The organism is Deltaproteobacteria bacterium (assembly GCA_016183175.1).
GTDB lineage: Bacteria > UBA10199 > UBA10199 > UBA10199 > SBBF01 > JACPFC01.
This window is the reverse complement of sequence record JACPFC010000032.1, coordinates 25,053-49,739: the sequence shown is the minus strand read 5'-3', so window position 1 is coordinate 49,739 and position 24,687 is coordinate 25,053. Positions and strand designations below refer to the sequence as shown.

Sequence of the window (24,687 nt, the reverse complement as noted above, 5' to 3'; positions counted from 1 at the left end):
GGTTTCGTCGATGGTGCAACCATAAATGGTGGGGAGAAGACCATCAGCTGTCTTGAGAATCACGTCACCTGCCTCGGCGGCCTCTGTGGCCATGGCGGGCGATTTAAGCGCCAATCCCCTTTTCCCGATTTTTAGAGCAGGGGCCGAAAGATCGGCAGACACCGGTTCGGCCACGGTGACGGCAAGGGTGATGGTTTCTTCGGAAAAGGTCCCCTCGTCGACAGCCTCTTCATCCTCCGCCGATTCGAGGCAGGCCTGCAAAAGACCAACTGCCAAAAACAGGGCCACCCCAAACGGGAAGATATTTTTCATCATCCAATCCGCCCCCCCTTCTTAAGGCATCGTCTTACAACGTCCCGGCCGTGATATTGACGGTAAAATCGCCCGCGGCGGGCACAGTGGCCGACGGCCCTCCCGGAGGATTCACCCCCGCGCCGTTGTGGTAACCCTGCTTGTCCCCCGAGTTTGGCGCGCCACTGGCATCGATGTCGGCCCACCCCCCGACAAAATAGGTTCCCGCGGGAACATTGGGGAATGTCAAAAGCGCCGTGGTGCCGGTGAAGCTGGCGATATCAGCGAAGTAGAGACCGCTGTTCATGGCTGACACCGTGCCGATCCAGGCCCTGACATGTTTGTTGGTGACCGAAGCCAGCAGGGTCAGATTAACGATCACGCTGGGAACCGTATAGAGGGGGAAAGTGACATTAATGTTGTCGCTAACGGGGACAACAACCGATGCCACTGCCGCAGGTTTGGAAGTATTGAGACCGTTGTGGAAGCCCCGAAAGTCGTTCAAGTCTCGCGCACCATTGTTATTGTTGTCGACCCAGCCCCCGACAAAATAAGTTCCGGCGGCGACAGTGGGGAAGAGCACAGTCGCCTGACCGCCGCTGACGGGGATGACCGGAGAGAGGTAGAGGGCGCTGGTGTATTGGGCCGACGTGCCGATCCAGCACTGGAAGTTTTTATTGGTGACCGGGGCGGGGAAGGTTGCCACAACCGTCACCTTGGGCACCGCGCAAAGGTTTGCTCCCACGTTGCAGTAGAGACCGGCCGTACAGGCGTTTCCGATGGTGCTTGTCGTTGTCGGCGCGCAGGTTCCTCCCGCCGTCGATTTGGCGACACAGGTGAATTCTTTGCAATAGGCATCCGATGGACACTGGCTGGTGGCGTTGCAGGAGGTGAACGCCGTATAGGCTGCACAGGTTCCCGAAATACAATTAAGGCCGCTTTGGCACTGGGAGGTGTAATTGCAGGTTCCGCCGGAGGCGACCGTCCCTGTTTCGAAGGTGCCGATGGTACCGCTACCGCTGTAACTCCCGCAAAATCCCCCATTGCAGAAAAAGGACTGGCACTGGTTGTTGGCGGTGCAGGCGGCCCCCGGACCCAGGAGCGTGATTCCGGAGAAGAGGCCAAGAACGCTGGATGGGGGCGAATCGCATCTTCCGGCGTTGCACCACTGGCTCTTACACTCAAAGTGGGACGCGCAAGGGCCCCCAAGCTCCTTTAAGGTCCCGAAGATACTCGTCATGGTCGTCAGGAAATCGCTGTTAATGCCGCAAAGGCCGCTGGTGCAGGTGTTGCTGACGCATTCGGAATTGGCGAGGCAGGTCATCCCCGGCCCTTTATAAGCGGTCAGCGTATTGGGGCGGCAGATGCCGGCGGAGGCGGTGGAACTGGTGCAGGTAAAGCCGCTGTTACAGGGGCAGGGGGAGCCGGCCTCGCCGCTGGAGATGCTTACATCGCTCCGGACAACCCGTATGCCCCCCGAGGCGAAGGTGTACATCGTGTTTGGGACGCTGTCGGCCCGCATGCAAATCCGGCGCCGATGCCCCGCGCAAAGCTCGCCGCTGATGCAGTCGTCGTTGTCGTCACACGGGGTTCCCATGGTGTAGGAATCGGCGGTGCAGACCTGGCCCACGCATTTGGCCGCGGCGCAGTCACTATCTTGTGTGCAGGTGGACCCCATCGCGCTTTTGATGTTTGTTTTGTTGGACGAGGCGTTGAAACCGGCCGGGTCGGCAATGAAATTTGTCAGATAGGTGGAAATTCCCCCTGCCACGATGGAAAGCTGGACGCTGGGATCCTTGAGGGCCGTAGCATGGGTGGAGGCGAGGGTTACCGGATCGTAACGGGTGGCGCCTTGGGACACGAGGTCGGCATTGAACAGATAGGCGGCCCGGGCCGCAGTTTCCCCGTTCAATGTCGAAATGTCTTCCGGAAAGGTAGCCACCAAAAGTCCCATCGCCTGCTTGACGACATCAATGTCTGTGCCATTCATCCCCCCCATCCGCATCAGTTCAGCTATGGCCTGTTTGATCGCCGTCGAGGTAGCCCCTTTTGTAACGATGTCGCCCACCGCGGTGATGGCAAGGGCGGCATTCTGAAATTCCAAGGAATCGGTATCGGCCACTTCATCCGGCTCCGATTCTTCGATGACGCTGACCACCATTTTGGCGACGTCATCGACGTTTAAGCCCTCCTCGGCGGCCGCATCGTCCACCGCCTCGCGCCAGACCAGGTTTGTTGGGTCGCAGTAGGCATCGGCGATCGCATCCCCGGCGACATTTGCATCGGCCAAAAGCGTGTCGCCAAAGGGGCCGGTGAGCGCCTCGATGTCGTTTGTCTCTTCATTGATTAAGGCCTCCGCCATCATGTTGGCGGACCTTTTGCCGGTCACGTTAAGAATCAGCTCCTCTTGGACAGCGACCAGATCGGCCAGGGAGGCCCCGGTCGTCCCTTCATCATGGTCGTCCCGAGTGGCGGCGTCGGCGACCATCGCGTCGGTGGCGGCAACCAGAGAGGGCATGTCGAGGGGGCAATCGCCCAAATTGCCGTCGCAGGCCGCTTTGGCCATGGCCGTTGTCAAATCGGTGGCCGGAGTGACCCCCTCGATTTGAACCTCACCGGAGGCGACGAGGGCCTCGACCTCTTCCTCCGTGTAGGACTCGACCGACTGCATGACTATGTCGTCGTTGTTCGCTTTTAAGATGAAGCAGTCCGCCTCCGATACCGGTACCTCCGCCTCACAAAAGCCGTTTGCATCGGTGGTGCAACCATAGATGGTGGGGAATCCCTCGCAGTTTGTAATCATCACGTCGGTGCCCTCACTGGCCTCCGTTGCCATGGCGGGTGATTTGAGGGTCAGCCCCCTTTTCCCAATTGTCAGGGCAGGGACCGAAAGATCGGCAGACACCGGTTCGGCCACGGTGACAGCAAGAGTGATGGTCTCTTCACTAAATGTTCCCCCATCATCGACAGCCTCGCTGTCATCCGCCGACTCACTGCCGCACCCCTGTCCGAACAGGGATAACCCCAGAAAGAGACCGAAAAGGATCGACAAAATAGGTTTCATAGCCCCCCCTTGTTATTGATAATTTTTTATCCATATTATGTTATCAAATAACCCCTTTGGTGTCACCCAAATTTACTCGAACAAATTTGCCTAAATTGTCCAATGTCCCTGTTAATTTTCCCTTGTGATTTCATGGTGTTTGACACTAAACTAGACATCAATGTCCAGATTTCAACTCCTCTCCCGGCGAAGAGGGAGAATTTTAGAGGCTTTGGCGCGGTCTTTAATCACCGAAGAGGTGCTTAAGAAGGTCTCTCTCGAGCAGGCCCATTTTAGAGAGCGTATCCTGTTTTCCCTCACCCACTGCTCTCCGCAACTGCGATGGTCAATTTTTTTTGCGCTCTGGATTCTTGAATGGGAGCCTCTTCTTTTCCGCTTCAGACCGTTCACCGGGTTATCGGCGGCAAAGCGGGATCGCTATGTCAAAAAGTGGGGGGCCGGCCATTCCTATATCCGCTATCTTCTCTTTCGTCCCCTGCACGCCTTTATCTATGCCGCCTATTATTCCAACCACGAAATTTCAGCAAAGCTCGGGTTTGTGGAGCCTTATGATGGGCGGGATGTAATTCGAGAAGCGGGTGACGCCGAAGGGAGGGCTCCCGATCGCGCCGCAGGCGGCGATGTGGCGTATGCAACAAGCCGCCACGACATCTCAAACCGAGCGAGCCACAGCGACGCCGAGGACGAGCGGGAAACCCGCAGGCGGCAGGACCCGCGTCGTTTTGGTATCCTCGACGTCCCCGAGCGCGATACCGAAATCAATGTCGAAGTCTGTGTTATCGGCTCCGGCGCCGGCGGGGCGGTGGCGGCCAAAGAACTGGCCGAAAAGGGGCATGAGGTTTTGATTCTGGAAGAGGGGGGGCCTTTTTCGCTGGAGCATTTCAAGAATCTTTCCACGATGGAAAGAAACACCCTCATCTACCGCGACGGCGGGATGACGACGACAATCGGCGTTCCGATGGTTCTCCTCCCCACCGGAAAAGGGGTTGGAGGAACGACGATCATCAATTCCGGCACCTGTTTCCGGACCCCCAAAAAAGTTTTTGACCGGTGGTGGAATGATTTTGGCCTCGATCTGACCCCCGAATTGATGAACCCGTTTTTTGAAAAGGTTGAATCGACATTGGGTGTGGCTCCTGTTGCCGACCCGGTTTTGGGGGGAAACGACCGGGTCCTCCAGGGGGCGGCCAAAAAACTGGGGCTTCACGGCGGCCCTTTGCAACGCAATGCGCCCGATTGTCAGGGGAGCGGCGTCTGCATCTTCGGGTGCCCCACCGGCGCCAAACAGAGCATGGAGCGGAGCTACCTCCCTCTGGCCTTTAAGGCAGGGGCGCGGCTTTATCCCTTTTGCAGAGTCGAACGTCTCCACCGGCGGCCCGGCAGAGTCTACCGGATCGACGCCCGTTTTTTTGATCCACAGACCGGACAACCGCGGTCGAGGCTGATCGTCTATCCTCAAAAAACGGTTGTCGCCTGCGGAACGCTCCATTCGCCGCTCCTCCTTAAGCGGAGCCGGATTGGCCTTCAAAGCGGGCAGTTGGGAAAAAATCTCACCATCCATCCGACGGCGAAGATGGTGGGGATTTTTGATGAGGTCATCGACGGGCACAGAGGAGTCCCGCAGGCATCGCAAATCGCCGATTACGAGGAAGAAGGGATGATGTTCGAGAGCGTTTTTTTCCCGCCATGGCTTTTGGCCACCAGCATTTTTCAGGTCCAGGAAAAACACGCCGAAATCATGCGGGCCTACCGAAGGGTCGGCGTCTACGGCTTTCTGGTTCACGACGAAAACCGGGGGCGCGTTGTTTCAGGCCCCGGCGGGAGGCCGATTGTCTTCTACAATCTGGGCCATCGGGAGAAGGAACTTTTTGTAAAGGGGCTTAAAATTCTGGCGCGTCTTTTCTTTTCCGCCGGCGCCCGGAAGGTTTATCCCACCGTCCGGACGATTCACGAAATCAGCTCGGTGGAAGAGATGGAAAAAGTCGAGAGCCGGCAGATCCGGCGGCGCGATCTCGAATCGGCGGCGTTTCATCCGCTGGGGACCTGCCGGATGGGGATGGATCCGAAGAGGTCGGTGGTCGATGAAAACCTTCGGGTGCATGGGGTGGAGAATCTATGGGTGGCTGATGGCTCGGTCTTTCCCACCTCGCTCGGCGTCAACCCGCAGATCACCATCATGGCGTTCGCAACCCGTTGCGCGGAGGGGATTCACTCTGCTTGACTCTGTTTGCGGCTTAAGCCAGTAAGAGACAATTCAGTCTCGGTGTCTGCTTTCGGTTTTGTCGGAACTCGCGGTCTATTTAATCGCCACTCTATCCGGTCGTTGGGCTTAAGCAATGTTCCGATTGGCGATGTTCATTGAGGTGCGCTCAAACAGCCGACAAAACCTGAAAGACATCCACTCGAGACTGAATTGTCAGGTGAACTGAAAACCTTTATGAACAAAAAAATTCTCTTTCTCCTCGTTGCCCTTCTGGCTGTTATCATCGCCTGGTCTTACCTTAAGGAAGGGACCAACGGTGGATACAGCCTTGTGGGTAAACAGGCGCCTGATTTCAGTCTTAAGGACGAAAAAGGACAGAAAGTGGCGTTAAGTCAGTACAGGGGCAAAGTGGTGCTTCTCCACTTCTGGGCCACATGGTGCCCGCCGTGCGTCGAGGAGTTCCCCTCGCTGGACAGGCTCGTTCAAAAATTCGATGGGGCAAAATTTGCCCTGATCGCGGTGTCGGTTGACGAGGAGGGGATGGAGGCGGTGAGGGAGTACGGGACCTATCGCCTGCCGGAGAGTTTTTTGATCGACAAAAACGGCAAAGTGACAAAAAAGATTTCCGGGCCGCAGGACTGGGAACATCCGAGGTGGGAGGGAACCATTGGGAAAATGGTAAATGTCAAATGACAAAGTTCAAAGGAAAAAACAATGTCAAATTTCAAATGACAAATTGAGCATTGTTTTTTGTCTTTTCTTTTGACATTTGAACTTTGACATTTGGAATTTACCTACCATCTCAACACCACCTTCCCAAATATCCCCCCCTTCTCCAGCATTTCATGTCCTTTCCCGATCTCCGTGTACGGCAGAACCTCATGAATCACCGGCCTTAATTTTCTCTTCCCGATCCATTGGACGATTTCCTCCAAATCGCGCCTGTTTCCCATGGTGGAACCGATAATCTGCTGGTGTTTCATAAATACATGACGGAGGTTGATCGACACATCGGCGCCGGTGGTTGCGCCGCAGGTGACGAGCCTTCCCCCTTTGGCAAGGGCCTTAAGGGCCTCCTTCCAGACTTTGGCCCCCACATGTTCGAAAACGACATCAACGCCGCGGCCGCCCGTCAGTTCCAGGGTTCGCTTGCCGATTTCTTCCTGATAATGATCGATGACATCGTCCGCCCCCAAACCTTCAAGTTTCTTTTTTGTTTCATCCGATCCTGCCGTGGCAATAACCCGCGCCCCTTTCAGTTTGGCGATTTGAATGGCCGCAGTCCCGATGCCGCTGGCGCCTGCCATGACGAGCGCCGTCTGTCCCGCTTGAATGTCCGCTTTGCGGACCAGCATCTGCCAGGCGGTCATGAAGACAAGGGGAAAGGCGGCCCCTTCTTCAAACGGGATGGAAGAAGGAAGAGGGATGACCCGGTTTTCGGGGAGGCAAAGAAACCGGCGATGGGCGCCGTCGCAGTTCTCGCCTAGAATTTGATAGTGGACGCAAAGGGCCTCGTTGCCCGACTTGCATGGCGGACATTTTCCGCATCCGAATCCGGGGTTCCAGAAGACTCGATCCCCTTTTTTAAAGGAAAGGACTTTCGAGCCGATGTCGGCAACAACGCCGCAACCGTCGCTTCCCGGAACAAGGGGGAGAGGGAGGTTTAGATGGTGAGCAAGCGTCGGATTTATTCCGCGCGAGCGAACGGGGGGTGCGGGGGCGCCAGCGGCAAAGCCCCCGATTAAATGCTTGAGAAGTCCCTGGCGGATCCACACGTCGAGATGGTTCAGGCTTGTGGCCTTGGCCTCGATTTTTACTTCGTTTGCGTCCGGTTTGGGTTCGGGGATTTCGTCGATGACGAGTTTATCGATGCCGCCATATTCGTGGATGCGGATGGCCTTCATTTCACTACTCGTGTTTCACCTGCTTGACCCGATTCTTCTCATCCACAATCACCTTGTTCGGTTTGTGCGTCTTATATTCCTCGGGGGTCAGATTGACAAAGCTGGTGATGATGATGATGTGCCCCTTTTTAATCAGCCGGGCGGCGGCGCCGTTGATGCAGACCGTGCCGGAGCCTTTGGGGGCAGGGGGCATGCAGTAGGTGTAGAGCCGGTGCCCTTCGGTGGCATCCCAGATATGGACCATTTCGTTGATCAAAAGACTTGCTTTTTCCATTAACTCGCTATCCAGCGTGATCGACCCCTCGTAATTCACATTTGCTTCGGTCACCGTTGCCCGATGGATTTTTGATTTGAGCACTTGGAGGAGCATATTTATTGACGCACCACGTTAATGAGAAACAAAAAGTTTGTCAACTTTCTAACCCCTCTGAATTAGTCATTTTTTTTTAAATAGAATCGTGATTAGCGCGATTGTCGGGAGTGACAGTTGGATAATTTTTTTCCAGGCTCTATTTAAGCCCTTAAAATCACTTGATTTTTAATTTTTTTTGGATTTTTATCATTTTTTTAGCAACTTTTTTTATTGCCTGCCGATAATGATATTAGCAGGGGGCATTATTGGGGCAGGTTGCAGGTGGCAAGAATATCATCATGACGGGAGGAATGTATGTACACACGCGTTGTTTCAAGCAAGCTGTATCTGGTCCATATGGTTTTTGTGGAAGGGAAGGGCTATCGCCAGCAGGTGATTCACAAGTTCCAGAAAGGGGACGATGTGCTCACCACCTATAAAAAGTTGCAGGACGAGCATCCCAACCTCAAATGGAATTTGAGCCACGAAGATATTTTAAAGGCCCTTGATAACATGCGCCCCAGCCAGAAGCGCCAGCTTCAGCGGAAGCGCAAGATCGAGCGGCTGATCGGCGAGGCCAACGCCATTGCCCAAAAACTGGGGACATCGCTGGACGAGTTTTTCAGCTTTAAAAACAGAACCAATTAAATCGATTAAATCGGGGGCTTTGCCGCTGGCGCCCCCGTGCCCCCCGTTCGCTCGAACGGAATGAATCCGATTCTCGCTCACATTTAATCCTTGATTAAGACCCTCCTTTAAAAAGCCTCTCCGCCCAAGACGGAGGGGCTTTTTTCTTTACTTTGCAAACCAAGAGCCAAACCAAGAGCCAAACCAAGAGAGTCCCCTTGTCTTCGCAATTTTCGTAAGCCGCTTTAGAGGTGACTTGTCTCGAAGGCCAATGTGGCTGGCGGGAACGAAAATTGCGCAGTCCAAAAGGACTCTCTTGGTTTTTACATTATCTCCATTTGATGTAACAGGCTATTAGGGGGGCTCGCGTCGCCCCCTCCACCGGCCAAGCCGGATGGAGCCTCCCCCTCAACGCCCCTTCGGGGCTTGTTTCCATTTGATTGAACAGCCCATGGAGTGTTTTTGATCCTTTGAAATCGGCTTCCCGGCGGCCAAGTTTTCGATTACCTCTTTCAGTTCCTGCCGTTTGACCTTTTTTTCGTCCTGCCAATTGTCATCGAGCCGGCCATGATAGACCAGCTCCTGCTTCTCATTAAATAAATAGAGGTCCGGCGTGCACTGGGCCTTGAAGGCATCGGCCGCCTTCTGCGTTTCGTCGACAAGATAGGGAAAACCGATGCCCCATTCGCGGATTTTGATCTTCATCTTTTCCGGCGCATCTTCGGGATAATCGGGATGAATATTCGGGTTGATTCCGACGGTGTTGACTCCCAGTTCACCGGCGTGGCGGGCCAGTATGACAAGTCGTGGCCAGACGGCGATGGCATAGGGGCAGTGGTTGCAGGTAAAGGCGACCAGCAATCCCTTTCTTCCGAAGAGGTCGTTTCCTTTGTATGTCTTGCCGTAAGGGTCTTTCAACTCGAACGGCGGCATCTTTGTGCCGAGTTCGGGTGTCTTAATCCATCGCGGATCATCAGCCACCCCCCTTTGCGGTTGTCCTTTATAATAAAAAACCACCCGATGCCAAGCGCAAGATACACAATGGCATAGATATCGCGCGCCTCGGTGGAGGTGAAAAAGAGTTGGGTGACAAAGAGAACGAAGAGAATCAACGCCTCGGTGATGGAGAAGCGAAGGTTCATGATGATGACAAGCGCCAGTACCGACTGGGCGGCGGTCAGGAAAATTTCCTCCGACTGCCGGGAGTCCATGACCATCGGGCCAAAATGCCCCGCGGAGAGATTGTAGACAAGAGGGAGCATCCCCACCAGAAGCGTCCACTGATTTACCTTGGAAGAAATGAGCGTGCCGAGGCTGGCATCAGCCCGCGCCCGCAGGGCGAAAATAATGGCGACAATAAACTCCGGCGATTCGGAGGCGAGCGGCGCCAGCCACTGGACAAGGATAAATTCCTCGATTCCCCAATTCCTTCCGACCGCCAGAAGCCCTTCGGCAAACGGCTCGGCCGAAATGAAAATCACGTAACCGGAAAAGGCGAAGAAGAAAAGGGTGGCCAACAATCTTCTGCCGCGGGGCCAGGAGGCCAATGCCTCAATCGGCCCTTCGATCTCCGGTTCTTCGTGGTGGGCCCGAGTGGCCTGAAACATGTACCAGCCAAAAATCGCCAGCAGAAAAAGCGAATCGACCCACGAAAGGGAATGCTTGAGGGGGATGATGAAGCAATAAAGGGTGGCGGCCGTCAGGGCGAAAAGTTCCACGCGGTTGGCCGGTTCCAGCTTTACTTCCCCTTTTTTTGTCTTGAAAAAATAGGCAAAAACCACCGTGGCCCAGCCGAGGCCGATCAAAAGCCGGTTGGCGCCGGTCATGTTGGCGGTCGCGTAGTGGATGTATTCCGGATTTTTTCCCGCCTCCCACGCAAAGTACATGTCGACGGCATATTCGGGCAGAACCGCGATCAACGCCAGAAAGGCGATGGCCAGCGACTGGGGGATTTCAAACTGCGCCAGCTCCGCTCCCCATGAGAGCATGAAGGCGGCCCCGAAGATGGCGATGCCGGGAGAAACGGCGTTCCATGGTTCGGCCAGATGAACGCCGGTGCATTTGAGCACGACCCATTGGCCGCAGAGGAGGAGAGTAAGAGTAATGAAGCCGAAATCGCGGGGTTTGGGCATGGGGGATATGTAACGGCATTGAAACGTGATGACAAGGAAAATGCTTGAAAAGTAATAGGTCCTATAAGACTTATATGACCGATGAACTCGGTCCGCTCCTTCGTCGCCATCCCCATTCCAGACACTATCAAAAAATCTGTTCAGGATTGGATTGAACCTTTTCGGAGGCATGATTCCTCCATCCGGTGGGTGAAGCCGGAAGGAATTCACTTAACCCTCAAATTTTTGGGGAATGTGGAGGAAGAAAGATTTGAAAAAGAATTTTTTTTGGAATTCACGCAACTTTGCACCCCCTTTCGACCGATAAGGTTGGTGGCGGATGCGGTGGGGCAGTTTCCTCCTCGCGGAACTCCCCGTATTCTGTGGGTGGGGCTTTCGGGCCGAGCCGGCCTGGCAGGCGATGTTGATCCGCTTAAGACATTCGCTCAATCGGTGGAGGGTTTTTTTGAGCGGTTCGGTTTTCCGAAGGAGAAAAGGCCTTTTGCGCCGCATGTGACCATCGCCCGCATCAAAGAAAAACCGTCAAGCGGGTTTTTGAAGAAGTGGCATGAGGTCGGGCTTGTCTCCTTCGGTGAATTTATCGCCGATCGCATTGTTTTTTACAAAAGCGAGTTGACAAAAGGGGGGGCTGTTTATAGCGTCATTCGGGAGTTTCATCTTGGAGAAAGGCGATAGTAAAATTCCAAATGTCAAAGTTCAAATGTCAAAGGAAAAGACAAAACAACAATGTCGAATTTGTTTTTTTGAAATTTGACATTCATTTGAACTTTAGGCTTTGACATTTGACATTAAAAAGGGAGGTTCCATGGAAGCGGTTCAAATTAATACAGACAAAAACAAGGCCATTTCACTGGCGGTATCGACCATCGAAAAACAGTTCGGCAAAGGGGCGATCATGCGGCTGGGGGAGGCGGAGATTTTGAAAAACGCCCAGCTCGACGTCATTTCAACCGGGTCGCTTGCCCTGGATATTGCCTTGGGGGTTGGCGGAATTCCGCGGGGGCGAATTGTCGAGGTTTTCGGGCCGGAGTCGTCCGGCAAAACCACACTGACCCTTCATGTGGTGGCTGAAGCCCAGAAAAAAGGGGGGATATGCGCCTTTATCGACGCCGAACATGCGTTGGATGTCACCTATGCCCGGAAACTCGGCGTCAAAACGGAGGATCTCCTGATCTCCCAGCCCGATAACGGCGAGCAGGCGCTCGAGATTGCCGAAACGCTGGTCCGCTCCAATGCCGTGGATGTAATTGTGGTCGACTCGGTGGCGGCGCTGGTCCCCAAATCGGAAATCGAGGGAGAGATGGGGGATGCCCAGATGGGGGCGCAGGCGCGGCTGATGAGTCAGGCCCTTCGCAAACTGACCGCCACGGTGGCGCGCTCCAAGACGCTTCTTGTTTTTATCAACCAGATCCGGATGAAAATCGGCGTGATGTTCGGCAACCCCGAAACGACCACCGGCGGGAATGCGCTGAAATTTTATTCCTCGATCCGGCTCGACATCCGCCGGATCGGCGGGATCAAAGTGGGGGAGCAGGTACTGGGCAACCGTGTCCGCGTGAAAGTGGTAAAGAACAAGGTCGCTCCGCCGTTCAAACAGGTGGAGTTCGACATGATGTACGATCAGGGAATTTCGCGCGACGGCGATTTGATCGATCTTGCCTCCGAGCAGGGGATTGTGGAAAAAAGCGGTTCCTGGTTCACCTATGGCGAGGAGCGGATCGGACAGGGGCGCGACAACGCCATTAAATTCCTGAAAGACAACAGAGACATCGCCAAAAAGATCGAAAAGGCCCTTTTGCAAAAGGTGGGACTCGCGCCGGTGGCCCCGAAGGGGCCCCCTGTCGGGGCCGAGGTAGCCCCGATCGCCGCTCCCGCCAAGGAGAAAAAGGTCGCAAAGGCCTGATAAAAAAAGGCTTGCAAAGTGGACTAGACTTAGCTAAGTTTAGTCCATGATTACGGTGAATATCCACGAAGCGAAAACCAATCTTTCTTCCCTGATTGCCAAAGTAGAAGAGAAGGGGGAGCTTGTGCGCATCTGTCGAAACGGCAAGCCGGTGGTGGAGATGATTCCCTTCAAGAAACGGGGAAATCGACTCCAAACCCACCCCCAGCTTCAGGGTAAAATTCTCTATGATCCCACCGAGCCTTTGACCGAAGACGAATGGCCCGAGGAATTCCGATAAATGTTTTTGCTGGATACCTGTAGCTTCCTTTGGATGACCATGGATCCGCGAGGCCTTTCGGAACAGGCAAGGGCTATATTGGCGCCTCGAGAACAGGAAATATTTGTTTCGGCAATCAGCGCTTTCGAGATCGGCATCAAGGTCCAAAAGGGCAAGCTTCAATTGTCGCTTCCCCCTTCCCGCTGGTTTAAAGAGGCCCTTCAATTGCATGATCTTCAAGAAATAGCTCTCAAAGGAGAAATTGCGGCCATTTCCACGGAGCTTCCCCTGATTCATGCCGATCCCTTTGACCGAATCCTTATTGCCACGGCCATCGAGCATCGCCTGACTATCCTCACCCCCGACCCGCTGATTCAAAAATATCCCGATGTCAAATGGGCGTGGTGAATTAAAGATTTGCCTCGGCCGGTCTTTCCTGTGTAAAAAAGATCCTTATGCTTTCCGGCAACGGAATCCGCGAAAAGTTCCTCAAATACTTTGAAGGGAAGGGGCACGCCCGTGTGGCCAGCTCGTCCCTCATTCCCTTCAACGATCCCACCCTCTTTTTCACCAATGCCGGGATGGTGCAGTTCAAGGATGTCTTTACCGGGCGCGAAACGCGCAATTACCGGCGGGCAACTTCGTCGCAAAAATGCCTACGCGTATCCGGAAAGCACAACGATCTGGAAAATGTCGGCGTGACGCCGCGACATCACACCTTTTTCGAGATGCTGGGAAATTTTTCTTTCGGTGACTATTTCAAGAAAGAGGCAATCGCGTTTGCCTGGGAGTTTTTAACCGGGGTGGTCAAAATTCCCGTTGAACCCCTCTGGGCTTCTGTTTTCAAAGACGACGACGAGGCTTACGCAATCTGGCACAAGCAGATCGGCGTGAAAAAAGAGCGGATTATCCGACTGGGAGAAAAAGACAATTTCTGGGCGATGGGCGACACCGGCCCGTGCGGCCCCTGTTCCGAAATTTTAATCGACCTCAAGTGGCTCCACGAGGGAAAGGCGGCGAAGGGGAACCCCGCGACCAACGATGATGATTTCATGGAAATATGGAATCTTGTCTTCATGCAGTTCAACCGCGACGAAAAGGGGGCGATGACTCCTTTACCCAAACCCTCCATCGATACAGGCATGGGGTTGGAGAGGCTTGCGACGGTGCTTCAAAAGAAGAAATCAAACTACGATTCCGATCTTTTTTTGCCGCTGATTGCGGAAATAGGAAAGAGAACCAACAAGTCCTACGGGACCAATAGGTCCTATGACATTTCCCTGCGGGTGCTGGCCGACCATATCCGCGCCATGGCCTTTTTGATCTCCGACGGGGTCCAGCCCTCAAACGAGGGGCGCGGCTATGTGCTTCGGCGGATCATGCGCCGGGCAATCCGGCACAGCAGGCTTTTGGGGGTGAATCGGCCGATTCTTTTCGAGATTGTCCCGGTGCTGGTGAAAGAAATGGGTTCTGCCTATCCCGAGCTGGCGAAAAATCAAAGTTTCATCACCAAGGTTATCCAAAACGAGGAGGAGCGTTTCCTCGAAACACTGGAGCGCGGCCTTGAAATGATGGATACGGAAATCAGGACGATCAAGGCCCAAAAAGGAAAAATCTTCTCCGGCGAGGCGGCCTTCAGACTCACCGACACCTTCGGTTTTCCCATCGACTTGACCGAACTGATCGCCCGCGAAAATCATCTGACGGTGGATCGCGAAATCTTCGACCGAGAAATGGAAAAACAGAAGGGGCGGGCGCGGGCGGCGTGGAAAGGGTCCGGCGAGTCGGCGGTCGGCGAAGTTTATCATCAGTTGGTCCAAGAAGGGAAAAAGACCCGGTTTCTCGGCTATGAAAATTTGTCGACCGTCTCGAGGGTGACTGCCCTGATGGTTGAAGGAAAACGGGTTGAAAAGGGCTCCGAGGGATCAAGTGTTGAGGTTTTTACCGAGGCCTCCCCGTTCTACGGCGAAGGGGGAGGGCAGGTGGGGGATCGCGGTGTGATCCATTCCGATACCTGCACGGTCGAGGTGGAAGATACCCAAAAGCCGGTTGAGGGAATTATCAGCCACCGGGGAAAGATTACCGCCGGAACGTTGAAGGTGGGAGACCGGGTCCATTTGGAAGTGGCTACCGGCTACCGACGCCCCACGATGCTCAATCATACCGCCACGCACATTCTCCATGCCGCCCTGCGCGAAATTCTCGGTGACCATGTCAAACAGGCCGGGTCGCTTGTCGAACCGCACCGTCTCCGTTTTGACTTCAGCCATTTTGAGCCGCTGACGCCGACGCAAATCGAGGAAATCGAGCGCCGGGTGAACGAGGTGATTCAGGCGAATCATCCCGTGACGAAGGAAGAGATGAGTTTCAAGGAGGCGCAAAAGAAAGGGGCGCTCGCCTTTTTTGGCGACAAATACGGCGACCGTGTCCGCGTTGTGACCGTTGGCCCATACAGCATGGAGTTTTGCGGTGGGACCCACTTGAATCATTCCGGCGAAATCGGTGTCTTCAAGATCACCGGGGAGTCGTCGGTTGCCTCCGGCATCCGAAGAATTGAAGCGGTGACCGGGATGGATGCCTTTCGCGAATTCCAAAAATTGGAAAAAAATGTCGATCACCTGGCGGAACTTTTGAAAACGACGCCGGCCGAACTGCCGCAACGGGTACAAAAGTTGGCGGAGCAGGTAAAAGGGCTCGAAAAAGAACTCTCGCGCCTCAAAACAAAGATGGCCACCAGTGGCGTGGCCACCAGTGGCGTGGCCTCCGGCGGCGGCGCCGACTTCATGAGCCGGGTAAAGGAGGTCAAGGGAGTCAACATCCTCGCATTTGAAACGGATATCGACGACCTGAAAACGCTTCGCGATTTTTCCGATCAGGTAAAAAACAGGCTGGGGAGCGGGATTGTTCTCATTGGCTCCAAAGCCGGAGGCAAAGTTTCCCTTATTGTTACCGTTAGCAAAGACTTGACCGGCAAGTACAAGGCGGGCGACCTTATCCGCGACATCGCCGCCATTGTCGGCGGCAAAGGGGGCGGACGGCCGGACATGGCGCAAGCTGGAGGGAATTTGCCGGAAAAATTGCCGGAGGCGTTCAAGAAGCTGGAATCGTTACTGTGATTTATTTTGACTTGATTGAATTGTTCAGGTTAGATGTCAACCTCCACTATGGAAGAAAAGCACATTAAACAGTTTGAGGGCTGGTTTAAAAAGATGAACGACCGGTTTGATGATGCGAACCGTAAAATCGAAAATCGTTTTACGGCCCTTTTAACTGTTTGCACCAACATCAGGAAAGATATGGACAAGATGCATAAAAGCATCGATGTCCTCCATCAAGGAATCGATCAACTGCGAAAAGACATCAGACATATCAAAACATCTCACGAAAAATACGACCGTTACGAAGCCCGAATTGCCACGCTTGAACTTGCCGTGCACGAACTCGAAAGACGTTTGGCTCATTGAATGATTTTTATGGGCGCTCCCCTTCAATTTTTTTCCCCTTTTTTCCTCAAGGTTTTCCTCGCGTTTGCCGAGCAGATTCTCCCCGTCCGCGACAAAGCCGATCTCCCCGCCAACACCATGGAAACAGCGCGGCGGGCCGAGCTCCTGATCCTTGAGCAGGAAAAAGCCAAACAGCTTCTCCTGAAACTCTTTTTTGTTTTTCTCCAGTATTTTGCCGTTTTTTATTTTCGAAAGTCCTTCACCGCTCTCGCACGGGAGCAAAAAATCGACTATCTGAAAAAAATGGAACATTTTCGGATCTCAAAGGTCCGTCTGGGATTCTGGGGGATCAAGGTTTTTGTCTACTGGGGTTACTATACCCAGCCGGAATCATGGACAGCGATTCGCTATGAAGGGCCATTAGTAACAGGGAGTAGGGTTTAGGGCATAGGGTTTAGGATAAAAAGAACCCTAGACCCTAATCCCTAAGCCCTGGTCCCTGCAGTATATGATGGAACTCGAATGCGACATTGCGGTTGTCGGCTCCGGCGCGGGGGGAGGGGTTGTCGCCAAGGAATTGGCGCCGCTCGCCAAAAAGGGGCTTCGCATCCTGCTCCTTGAGTCCGGCCCCTATGCCACGCGGGAATATTTCGACCAGACCGAAGAAAACATGACCCGCCTCTACTGGGACCGCGGCGGCACGCAGACAAAAGACGGCGCCATGACCATCGCGCAGGGGCGGTGCGTGGGGGGCTCCACCACCTTTTTTACCGGCACCACCTTCCGCATCCCCCAGCATGTCTTGGACAAATGGAATATTCCCGACCTCGCTCTTGCCGACTTGAATCCCCGCTATCAACGGATTGAGGAAGAACTCTCCGTCCACGAATTGACCGACGAATATATCAATGCGAACAACCGATACTTCAAAAAAGGGATGGATGGTCTCGGCTGGTCCGGAGGACCGCTCAAGATCAACACCTCCAAGGCCTGCAAGCCGTACGGCTACTGCAACCTCGGTTGCGCCAGCGGGGGAAAACAGGGGACGATGGAGGTGCAAATTCCCAAGGCGGTGAGCCTCGGGGTGGAGCTTGTCCCCAACTGCCATGTGACGAAAGTCGGCGAGCGGGAGTTATGGGCGCGGATTTCTTCCGCCCCGAAGGGGACGCATCCCAATCATCACCCGCAGGGGGACTATCACATCAAGGCGCGCGTCATTTATGTCTGCGCCGGGGCGGTGCGATCGCCCGCCCTCCTTTTAAAATCGGGGCTTGCCGCCCCAAGCCCTGTTTTGGGCCGCCGGCTCACCTTTCACCCCGCGATGATTGTCTACGGAATTCACCCCGAGGAAATCGACGGCGTTCGCGGATTCCCCAAGGCCTACTATTGCGACGAGTTTTCAAAAAGGGACCGATTCCTGCTCGAAACCTGTTTTTACTACCCCTTTGTGGCGGCCAAGAACATCGGGGCCTGGGGGGAGGAGGAAAAGGAGATTATGGCGAGTTATCGCAGGCTGATGGCCATCCTCATTCTGCACCATGACGAGACCCATGCCCACAACCGGATTGCCGTTGGAGGGGAAAAATTCGCCGTCCACTATCGCATCGACGCCGACATGATCCGGAGCCTGACCCTGGCGCAGATTGCCTCCGCCGAAATCTTTTTTGAGGCGGGTTGCGAGCAGGTGGTGATTCCCGCCTCCGACAAGCTGATTGTTCATCGGGACGAGCGGCACAAACTGAAGGAATATGTCTCGGAAAAGAACATGATCCTCAACAAAGTGACGCTCACCTCCGCGCATCCGCAAGGGGGATGCGGGATGGGGCAGGATGTCGCCCATTCGGTGGTCAATTCGTACGGCCAGGTGCATGGCCATCCGTGGCTCTTTGTGATGGATGCCAGCGTCTATCCGCAGTGCGTCGAAGTGAATCCCTATCTCACCATCATGGCCCTGGCCGACCGCTCCGCCGAGTTTGCCCGCGAGAACATCGAAAGTCTGTTGCGCTGATTTTTCTTCCGGGTTAGTTCCCCTTTCCATGTGAGCGAGGATCTGGCTTTGCCAGTCCGAGCGAACAGGGGGTGCGGGGGCGCCAGCGGCAAAGCCCCCGATCTTATGTCTTTTTCTTTCAAAATCACCAAACAGGGCAAAAACACCAAGGCTCGTCTCGGTGAAATCACCACGCCTCACGGCCTGATCCATACCCCCGTTTTCATGCCGGTAGGAACAGCGGGGAGCATCAAGGCGATGAAGCCCGAAGAGGTGGCGGGGATGGGGGCGGAGATTATTCTGGCCAATGCGTATCATTTATACCTGCGCCCAGGCCACAAATTGGTCGAAAAACTGGGAGGACTTCACCGGTTCATGAACTGGCCCGGCCCCATTTTGACCGACAGCGGCGGGTATCAGGTCTTCAGCCTCGGCCGCGAACCGGACCAGCGCCAGCAGGGGGGAAGGCACACCGAGCTGGAAGAATTAAGAAAAACCAAACTGGCGAAGATCACCGAAGAGGGGGTGCACTTTCAATCGCATGTCGATGGAAGCCCCCATTTCATGACGCCGGAGCTTTCCATTGAAATTCAGGAGGCGCTCGGCTCCGACATCATGATGGTTTTTGATGATTGCACCCCTTATCCGGCGACGATTGAAGAGACCCGGGCGTCGATGGAGAGGTCGTTGCGATGGGAAGAAAGGTCGTTGAAGGCAGTGGATCGTGGATCGTGGATGGTGGATAGTGAAAAGCAAAAAACAAAGAGTGAAGGTAGGGCGTTGTTTGCCATAATTCAGGGAGGGATATATCGGGAATTGAGGAGGGAGTGTCTCGAACGATTGATGCAAATTAACGATTCACGATCCACGCCTGCCCGCCTGCAGTTTGGAGGGATTCACGATCCACGATTCTCCGGTTACGCCATCGGCGGCCTCTCCGTCGGCGAGCCGATCGAACAGATGTACGAAATGGCGGCTTATTGTGCGTCTCTCATTCCATCCGACTATTCCCGCTATCTCATGGGGGTCGGGTGGCCTACGGATATCATCGCCTGCATCGACCACGGCATCGATATGTTCGACTGCGTCATCCCCACACGCAACGCGAGGAACGGTCAATTATTTGTCCCCAGCGGGACAATTCAAATCAAGCAGAATCAATATGCAGAAGATGGCCGTCCCATCGACGAGGCCTGCAGTTGCTACACCTGTTGCCATTACTCGCGCGCCTATCTGCGTCACCTCTACCTCTCCCGCGAGGTAATGTCGCCGGCGCTCAACACAATTCACAATTTACATTATTTTTTGAATCTGTTAGGGGAGGTGCGGCTTGCGATTGAAAACGATCGCTTCCCGGAATTCAAAAACAATTTTTTCAACAAAATTCGAGGTGACTAAATGAATTTTATCTCAACCGTCCATGCTCAAGAACAGCAACCAGCCCCCGGACAGGCGCCGGGAGGGGGACTCTTTGGAATGTTTCTGCCGCTCATCCTTATTTTTGTCATTTTTTATTTTCTGATCTTCCGCCCCCAGCAGAAGCAACAAAAACAGAAGCAAAAGATGATCAACGAATTAAAACGGGGGGATGAGGTCGTCACCAACGGCGGCATCTACGGAAAAATCAGCGATCTGGCGGAGTCGTTTGTCATGCTCCAAATCGCCAATAACGTGACCATCAAGCTCGACCGGTCGCAGGTGAACACGGTGCGCGGCGTGCCGGAAACCCAGATGGCAAAAAAATAATGACTGAATACTATAAGTGGAAGGTCATCGGCATTCTGGCGGCCGTCGCGGTCTCTCTCTACATCCTTGTTCCCACCCTTTTTAATCTCAAGTCAGTCGCCGATTCGGAATACGCGGCCCCTGCCGGCCTCGCCCGGTACTTTCCAAAAAAGGGGATAAATCTGGGGCTCGACCTTAGAGGCGGGCTCTACCTGGAGATGGAGGTCGATTTAAACGAGGCGGTCAAAAACCGCGTGGATGTCCTCATCACCGAAATCGAGCGGATTCTCCCCCAAAAAGATTTTCCGGGCCTTGCGCTTGCGCGTGTGGCCAAAACCAGCCGGGTGCGCGTTTTTCTCCCTGCCGACAAACGGAGCCTCTTTCTTGACCAACTGCGGGAAAATTTCGGCGACGTCCTCGATCCGGTTCTGGCCCCCACCGAAATCAATTTTCAAATCGCGGGAGGGGGCGATCTGGCCGATCTTTTGCAAAAGGTCGCCGCCTTGCTCAAGGAACAAAACATCCCTTTCGCCGACGTGGAGCGGGGAGGGGCCGATAATGTCCTGCGCATTATCCTCGGTCAGCCCGGAACCCACGAACCAGTTCTACAAAAAATCAAGGCAAGCCCCCTTGGGGCGAGCCCCCTCGGGACGCAACTGACGCCTCTCCCCTCTTCCGATTACACCGTTTTGCAGATGACGCCGGAATATGTCCAGCATCTGCACGAAATGACGCTGAAGCAGGCGGTGGAGGCGGTGCGAAACCGGATTGACCGTTACGGGGTGGCCGAGGCGGGCATCCAGCTTCAGGGGGAAGACCGGATCATCGTGGAGATTCCGGGGGTGAAAAACCCCGACCGGGTGATCGATGTCATCCGCAAGACCGGCCTTCTGGAATTCCGCCTGGTGGATGACTCCGTGGAATCCCAGGCGGTAAGCGACCATATCAACGAGGCGCGGGAGAAAAACAAAATTCCGGAAGGCTATTCAAAGGAGATTGTCGACAAGATCAACGAGGGGCTGAAGGGAAAAATTCCCGAAGACGACGAGATCCTTTTCGAGTTGACCCGCGACCCCATCACCAAGGAGGTGGTCAACGGCACTCCCTATCTGGTGAAAAAGCGGGCGGACGTGACAGGCGACATGTTGCGGACGGCGCAGGTGGGGGTAAGCCAGAATGAGCCGCACGTCAATCTTTCGTTCAACAAAATCGGCGCCAAAAACTTCGGCGACATCACCAAGTCCAACGTGGGCAAAAGGATGGCCATTGTGCTGGACGGCGTCGTATCGAGCGCGCCGGTGATCAAAGAGGCCATTCTGGGGGGGCAGGCGCAGATCACGCTCGGCTATGGGAGCTATCAGTCGCTCTTGAACGAGGCGGAGGACCTGGCCCTTCTGTTGCGCGAAGGGGCGCTCCCCGCCTCGCTCACCATCGCGACAAAGACGCTGATCGGACCGTCGCTGGGGGCCGATTCCATCCGTAGCGGGATTAATTCCATGCTTTTTGCCTGTGCCGTCATTTTTCTTTTCATGCTGGGCTATTACAAACTCGGCGGTCTTTTGGCCAACATGGCGTTGATCTTAAACGTCCTTTTTATCTTCGCCATCCTGGCGTTGTTTCAGGCCTCGCTCACCCTCCCCGGCATTGCGGGCATTGTGCTCACCATGGGGATGGCGGTGGATGCCAACGTGATTATCTTCGAGCGGATGCGCGAGGAAAAACGGCTGGGAAAAACGGCCAAGTCGATTGTCGAATCGGGCTATGAGCACGCCATGTCGGCCATCATCGACGGCAATCTGACCACCCTGATCGCCGGAATTGTCCTCTACCAGTTCGGTAGCGGCCCGATCAAGGGTTTTGCCACCACCCTTATGATCGGCATTCTCACCACGCTGACGACGGCGGTGGTGGTGACGCGGGTGGTTTATGATTATTTCATTTACAAAAGAAGGGTGAATCGAATCATCATATAACTTATGGCACCCAACAACAACAACCTAGCGGCGGCGCCTGCGGAAAACACCGGATTTCCGTTCATGAAATGGAAGTGGCATTTTATATCGATCTCTATTGTCCTGGGCATTTTAAGCGTCACTTTCATGATTGAGCGGGGCTTGAACCTGGGGGTCGATTTCAGGGGGGGGATCAAACTCGTCTACAAATTCAAGGAGCCGACGGGCGACGGCAGGATCCGCGGGCTTATCGAAGGATTGAACGTCGGCGATGTGCAGGTCGTCCGCTTCGGGGTGGAAACCGAAAACAGCTTCCTCATCAAGATCAAACAGCAGGAGGGGCGGGAGATTGTGAAAGAGATCATGGCAAGGCTTAACCAGACGCTTGGCCCCGACGGCTTTACGCTTTTGTCGGAGGAGATGGTTGGGGCGAAGGTGGGGGCCGACCTGCGCAAGCGGGGATTTTTCGCCATGGGGCTTACCTGGCTCCTCATGCTTGTCTATATCGGCTGGCGGTTTGATTTTTTGTTTTCGCCGGGGGCCATTGTGGCGCTTCTCCATGACGTGATCATCAGCCTCGGTTTTTTTGTTTTTTTCGGCAAGGAATTCAATCTCCCCATTCTGGCGGCGGTGCTGACTTTAATCGGTTATTCGGTCAACGACACGGTCATTATTTTCGACCGGATCCGCGAAAATCTGAAAAAACTCCCCGCCTCGGTGCCGCTTTCCGATCTGGTGAACCGGTCGGTCAACGAGACCTTGAGCCGGACCGTCATCACCTCGCTGACCGTCCTTTTTGCGATGGTTGTCCTTTTTCTTTTCGGCGGCGGCGTGATCCACGATTTTGCCTTTTTCATGGTTGTGGGCGCCATTGTCGGAAGTTACTCGACGATATTCATTGCATCGCCTGTTTATCTCGCATTCAACCGCCTTTTCCCGCACCGGGGGCTCGTCCGTGGAATCGGCAAAAGGTAGATGAAAGAATGGCGCATCAAACCGGTTCTTCCCGCCGAACAAAAAAATCTTGAGGAACATCTTGACATCTCCCCCCTTCTGGCCCGTCTGCTGATCAATCGCGGTTACGCCGATCCGGATTCGACCCGCCGTTATCTGACCGGCTCGCTCAAGGATCTGCCGAACCCCTTTCTTCTGAAAGGGATGAATGAGGCGGTGGATCGTCTGATTCGCGCCATTCGACAAAAGGAAAAAATCGTCGTCTACGGCGACTACGACGTGGATGGAACCTGCGGGACGTCGCTCCTGCTTCTGTTTTTCAAGTCGTTGGGGAATCCCGTTTCATTTTATGTCCCTCACCGGATGAAGGAGGGATATTCCCTCAACACCGGGGCGCTCAAAAAACTCAAAGGCGAGGGGATCGATGTCGTGATCACCGTGGACAACGGCATTACCGCCAATCAGGAGGCGGAAGCGGCGCGCGATTTGGGGATCGACGTGATTGTCACCGACCATCACGAATGTCCGGATGAGCTTCCAAGGGCTTATGCCGTCATCAATCCCCATCGGCCGGACTGCCCTTATCCCGCAAAGGAAATCTGCGGAACGGCCGTGGCGTTCAACCTGGCGCTGGCCTTGAGAATGCGTTTGCGGGAAGAGGGTTTTTTCGGCGCTTCGCTGTCCGAGCCGAACATGAAACAGTTTCTCGATCTGGTGGCGCTGGCCACGGTGGCCGATGTGGTTCCGCTCACCGGGGCGAATCGCATTTTCGTCAAAATCGGCCTCGAAGAGTTGAATCGTTCCACGCGCCCCGGCATTGTCGCCCTGAAAGAGGCCGCTGGGTGCGGAAAAACGTTGTCGACCGCCGATCTGGGATTCCGGCTGGGGCCCCGCCTCAACGCCTGCGGCAGACTGTACGATGCCTCAAAAGGGGTCGGGCTTTTGACTTCCGAAAATTCAGGCGAGGCAAGACGCCTCGCGCAGGAATTAAACAGCGCCAACGCCGAGCGCCAAGGGGTTGAAAAACAGATTTTGCGGGAGGCGATTGCCCTTCTCGAGGCCGACAAAGAGACACAGCAAAGGATGGGGCATGTCCTTTTTCAGGAAGAGTGGCATCCGGGGGTGATCGGCATTGTGGCCTCCCGGCTGGCGGAAAAATATTCCCGGCCGGTGGTCATGCTCGGGCGCGATTCCTTCGGCGCCGATATCCCCCGGCTGAAAGGTTCGGCCCGCTCCTTTGGCGGGTTGAACCTCATTGAGACCTTAAGGGCCTGCCGGGAACATCTGATCAAATGCGGCGGGCACAAGGCGGCGGCGGGGCTGACCCTCTTGCCCGAACGGCTGGAAAATTTTAAACGCGCCTTCGATTCCGCCGTCAGGGAGCGCGCCGACCCGGAAGATTTCAGGCCGTTTTTGACGCTGGATGCCGAGTTGAGGCTCGAAGAGATCGACAGCCGCTTGCTTACAGAAGTGGAAAAATTGAAGCCGTTCGGCGTGGGAAATCCGGCCCCTCTTTTTTGTCTCCGTGCCGTGACCCCCCGCTTTCCGCGCATTGTCGGCGAGAGGCACCTCAAATTCACCGCCGGCAGGGCCGGTACCGCCGGTGGGAACGGGCAACCGGCAGGGCCCCCACCAGTGGCGGGGCCGAATCTGAATGCCATCGCCTTCGGGATGGCCGACCTCTCTCATCTTTTGCAAAACGCCGTCGATCTCGCCTTTGCCTGCGAGTTAAACGAATTCAACGGCGTTTCGTCTCTTGTGCTCAATGTGAAGGACATCCATCCTCAAACAGTTCAAGAAACCTTCCATGCCTCCCATGGCTGAAGGGATGCCATTATATCTAGTTGAATTTAAATAGTTTTTACAAATATAATAAAAATTGCGCGTCGCG

22 protein-coding genes are annotated in these 24,687 nt (G+C 54.7%); 16 read left to right on the top strand and 6 right to left on the bottom strand.

What is annotated here, in order from left to right; translation table 11 throughout:
* On the bottom strand, positions 1-315 hold a 315-nt coding region (locus tag HYU99_04230; GenBank protein MBI2339565.1), incomplete at its 3' end, for a hypothetical protein.
* 31 nt (positions 316-346) lie between these two features.
* Positions 347-3,355, bottom strand: a complete 3,009-nt coding sequence (locus HYU99_04225; protein ID MBI2339564.1) for a hypothetical protein — start codon at positions 3,353-3,355, stop codon at positions 347-349.
* Between the two features lie 160 nt (positions 3,356-3,515).
* Here HYU99_04225 and HYU99_04220 point away from each other — a divergent pair, with 160 nt between their 5' ends.
* A complete protein-coding gene (locus HYU99_04220) occupies positions 3,516-5,576 on the top strand; it encodes a GMC family oxidoreductase (GenBank protein MBI2339563.1) in 2,061 nt (686 codons plus the stop codon).
* Positions 5,577-5,792: 216 nt separating this feature from the next.
* Complete coding sequence (locus HYU99_04215; protein MBI2339562.1) at positions 5,793-6,251, top strand: TlpA family protein disulfide reductase; 459 nt, start codon at positions 5,793-5,795, stop codon at positions 6,249-6,251.
* 101 nt (positions 6,252-6,352) lie between these two features.
* Here the strand turns inward: HYU99_04215 and HYU99_04210 are convergent, their stop codons facing one another.
* Both HYU99_04210 and HYU99_04205 read right to left on the bottom strand, forming a co-directional pair.
* Positions 6,353-7,462, bottom strand: coding sequence for a zinc-binding dehydrogenase (locus HYU99_04210; protein ID MBI2339561.1), 1,110 nt, complete (start codon positions 7,460-7,462; stop codon positions 6,353-6,355).
* Positions 7,463-7,466: 4 nt separating this feature from the next.
* Positions 7,467-7,832, bottom strand: a complete 366-nt coding sequence (locus HYU99_04205; protein ID MBI2339560.1) for an aspartate 1-decarboxylase — start codon at positions 7,830-7,832, stop codon at positions 7,467-7,469.
* Positions 7,833-8,129: 297 nt separating this feature from the next.
* Here HYU99_04205 and HYU99_04200 point away from each other — a divergent pair, with 297 nt between their 5' ends.
* Complete coding sequence (locus HYU99_04200) at positions 8,130-8,462, top strand: hypothetical protein (GenBank protein ID MBI2339559.1); 333 nt, start codon at positions 8,130-8,132, stop codon at positions 8,460-8,462.
* Between the two features lie 387 nt (positions 8,463-8,849).
* On the opposite strand, the gene HYU99_04195 is transcribed toward HYU99_04200, so the two are convergent.
* On the bottom strand, positions 8,850-9,374 hold the full coding sequence (locus HYU99_04195) for a thioredoxin family protein (GenBank protein MBI2339558.1): 525 nt from the start codon (positions 9,372-9,374) through the stop codon (positions 8,850-8,852).
* Positions 9,356-10,573 (bottom strand): sodium:calcium antiporter, encoded by a 1,218-nt coding sequence (locus HYU99_04190; protein ID MBI2339557.1) that lies wholly within the window; start codon positions 10,571-10,573, stop codon positions 9,356-9,358. The genes HYU99_04195 and HYU99_04190 overlap by 19 nt, the downstream gene beginning before the upstream one ends.
* Positions 10,574-10,654: 81 nt before the next feature.
* Here HYU99_04190 and thpR point away from each other — a divergent pair, with 81 nt between their 5' ends.
* From thpR to recJ, 13 genes are all read left to right on the top strand, one after another.
* Positions 10,655-11,248, top strand: a complete 594-nt coding sequence (thpR, locus tag HYU99_04185) for an RNA 2',3'-cyclic phosphodiesterase (protein MBI2339556.1) — start codon at positions 10,655-10,657, stop codon at positions 11,246-11,248.
* Positions 11,249-11,378: 130 nt separating this feature from the next.
* Positions 11,379-12,476: a recombinase RecA gene (recA, locus tag HYU99_04180; protein ID MBI2339555.1), complete on the top strand. Its 1,098-nt coding sequence runs from the start codon at positions 11,379-11,381 to the stop codon at positions 12,474-12,476.
* 46 nt (positions 12,477-12,522) lie between these two features.
* Positions 12,523-12,756: a type II toxin-antitoxin system prevent-host-death family antitoxin gene (locus HYU99_04175; GenBank protein ID MBI2339554.1), complete on the top strand. Its 234-nt coding sequence runs from the start codon at positions 12,523-12,525 to the stop codon at positions 12,754-12,756.
* Positions 12,757-13,143, top strand: coding sequence for a type II toxin-antitoxin system VapC family toxin (locus HYU99_04170; GenBank protein ID MBI2339553.1), 387 nt, complete (start codon positions 12,757-12,759; stop codon positions 13,141-13,143).
* Positions 13,144-13,190: 47 nt separating this feature from the next.
* Positions 13,191-15,851, top strand: a complete 2,661-nt coding sequence (gene alaS / locus HYU99_04165; protein ID MBI2339552.1) for an alanine--tRNA ligase — start codon at positions 13,191-13,193, stop codon at positions 15,849-15,851.
* 48 nt (positions 15,852-15,899) lie between these two features.
* Complete coding sequence (locus tag HYU99_04160) at positions 15,900-16,199, top strand: hypothetical protein (protein ID MBI2339551.1); 300 nt, start codon at positions 15,900-15,902, stop codon at positions 16,197-16,199.
* The gene (locus HYU99_04155; GenBank protein MBI2339550.1) at positions 16,200-16,622 is read left to right on the top strand and encodes a hypothetical protein; all 423 of its coding nucleotides are present in this window, start codon (positions 16,200-16,202) and stop codon (positions 16,620-16,622) included. It abuts the gene before it with no gap.
* Positions 16,623-16,686: 64 nt separating this feature from the next.
* Positions 16,687-18,186, top strand: a complete 1,500-nt coding sequence (locus HYU99_04150; protein ID MBI2339549.1) for a GMC family oxidoreductase — start codon at positions 16,687-16,689, stop codon at positions 18,184-18,186.
* Between the two features lie 105 nt (positions 18,187-18,291).
* Complete coding sequence (gene tgt, locus HYU99_04145) at positions 18,292-19,563, top strand: tRNA guanosine(34) transglycosylase Tgt (GenBank protein MBI2339548.1); 1,272 nt, start codon at positions 18,292-18,294, stop codon at positions 19,561-19,563.
* A 78-nt stretch (positions 19,564-19,641) separates the two neighbouring features.
* The gene (yajC, locus tag HYU99_04140) at positions 19,642-19,911 is read left to right on the top strand and encodes a preprotein translocase subunit YajC (protein ID MBI2339547.1); all 270 of its coding nucleotides are present in this window, start codon (positions 19,642-19,644) and stop codon (positions 19,909-19,911) included.
* Positions 19,911-21,863 carry a protein translocase subunit SecD gene (secD, locus tag HYU99_04135; protein MBI2339546.1) on the top strand — a complete coding sequence of 651 codons (1,953 nt, stop codon included), beginning with the start codon at positions 19,911-19,913 and terminating at the stop codon, positions 21,861-21,863. Before yajC ends, secD begins: the two co-directional genes overlap by 1 nt.
* A 3-nt stretch (positions 21,864-21,866) precedes the next feature.
* Complete coding sequence (gene secF, locus HYU99_04130) at positions 21,867-22,817, top strand: protein translocase subunit SecF (GenBank protein MBI2339545.1); 951 nt, start codon at positions 21,867-21,869, stop codon at positions 22,815-22,817.
* A complete protein-coding gene (recJ, locus tag HYU99_04125) occupies positions 22,818-24,620 on the top strand; it encodes a single-stranded-DNA-specific exonuclease RecJ (GenBank protein ID MBI2339544.1) in 1,803 nt (600 codons plus the stop codon). It begins immediately after the preceding gene.
* Positions 24,621-24,687 lie beyond the last annotated feature (67 nt).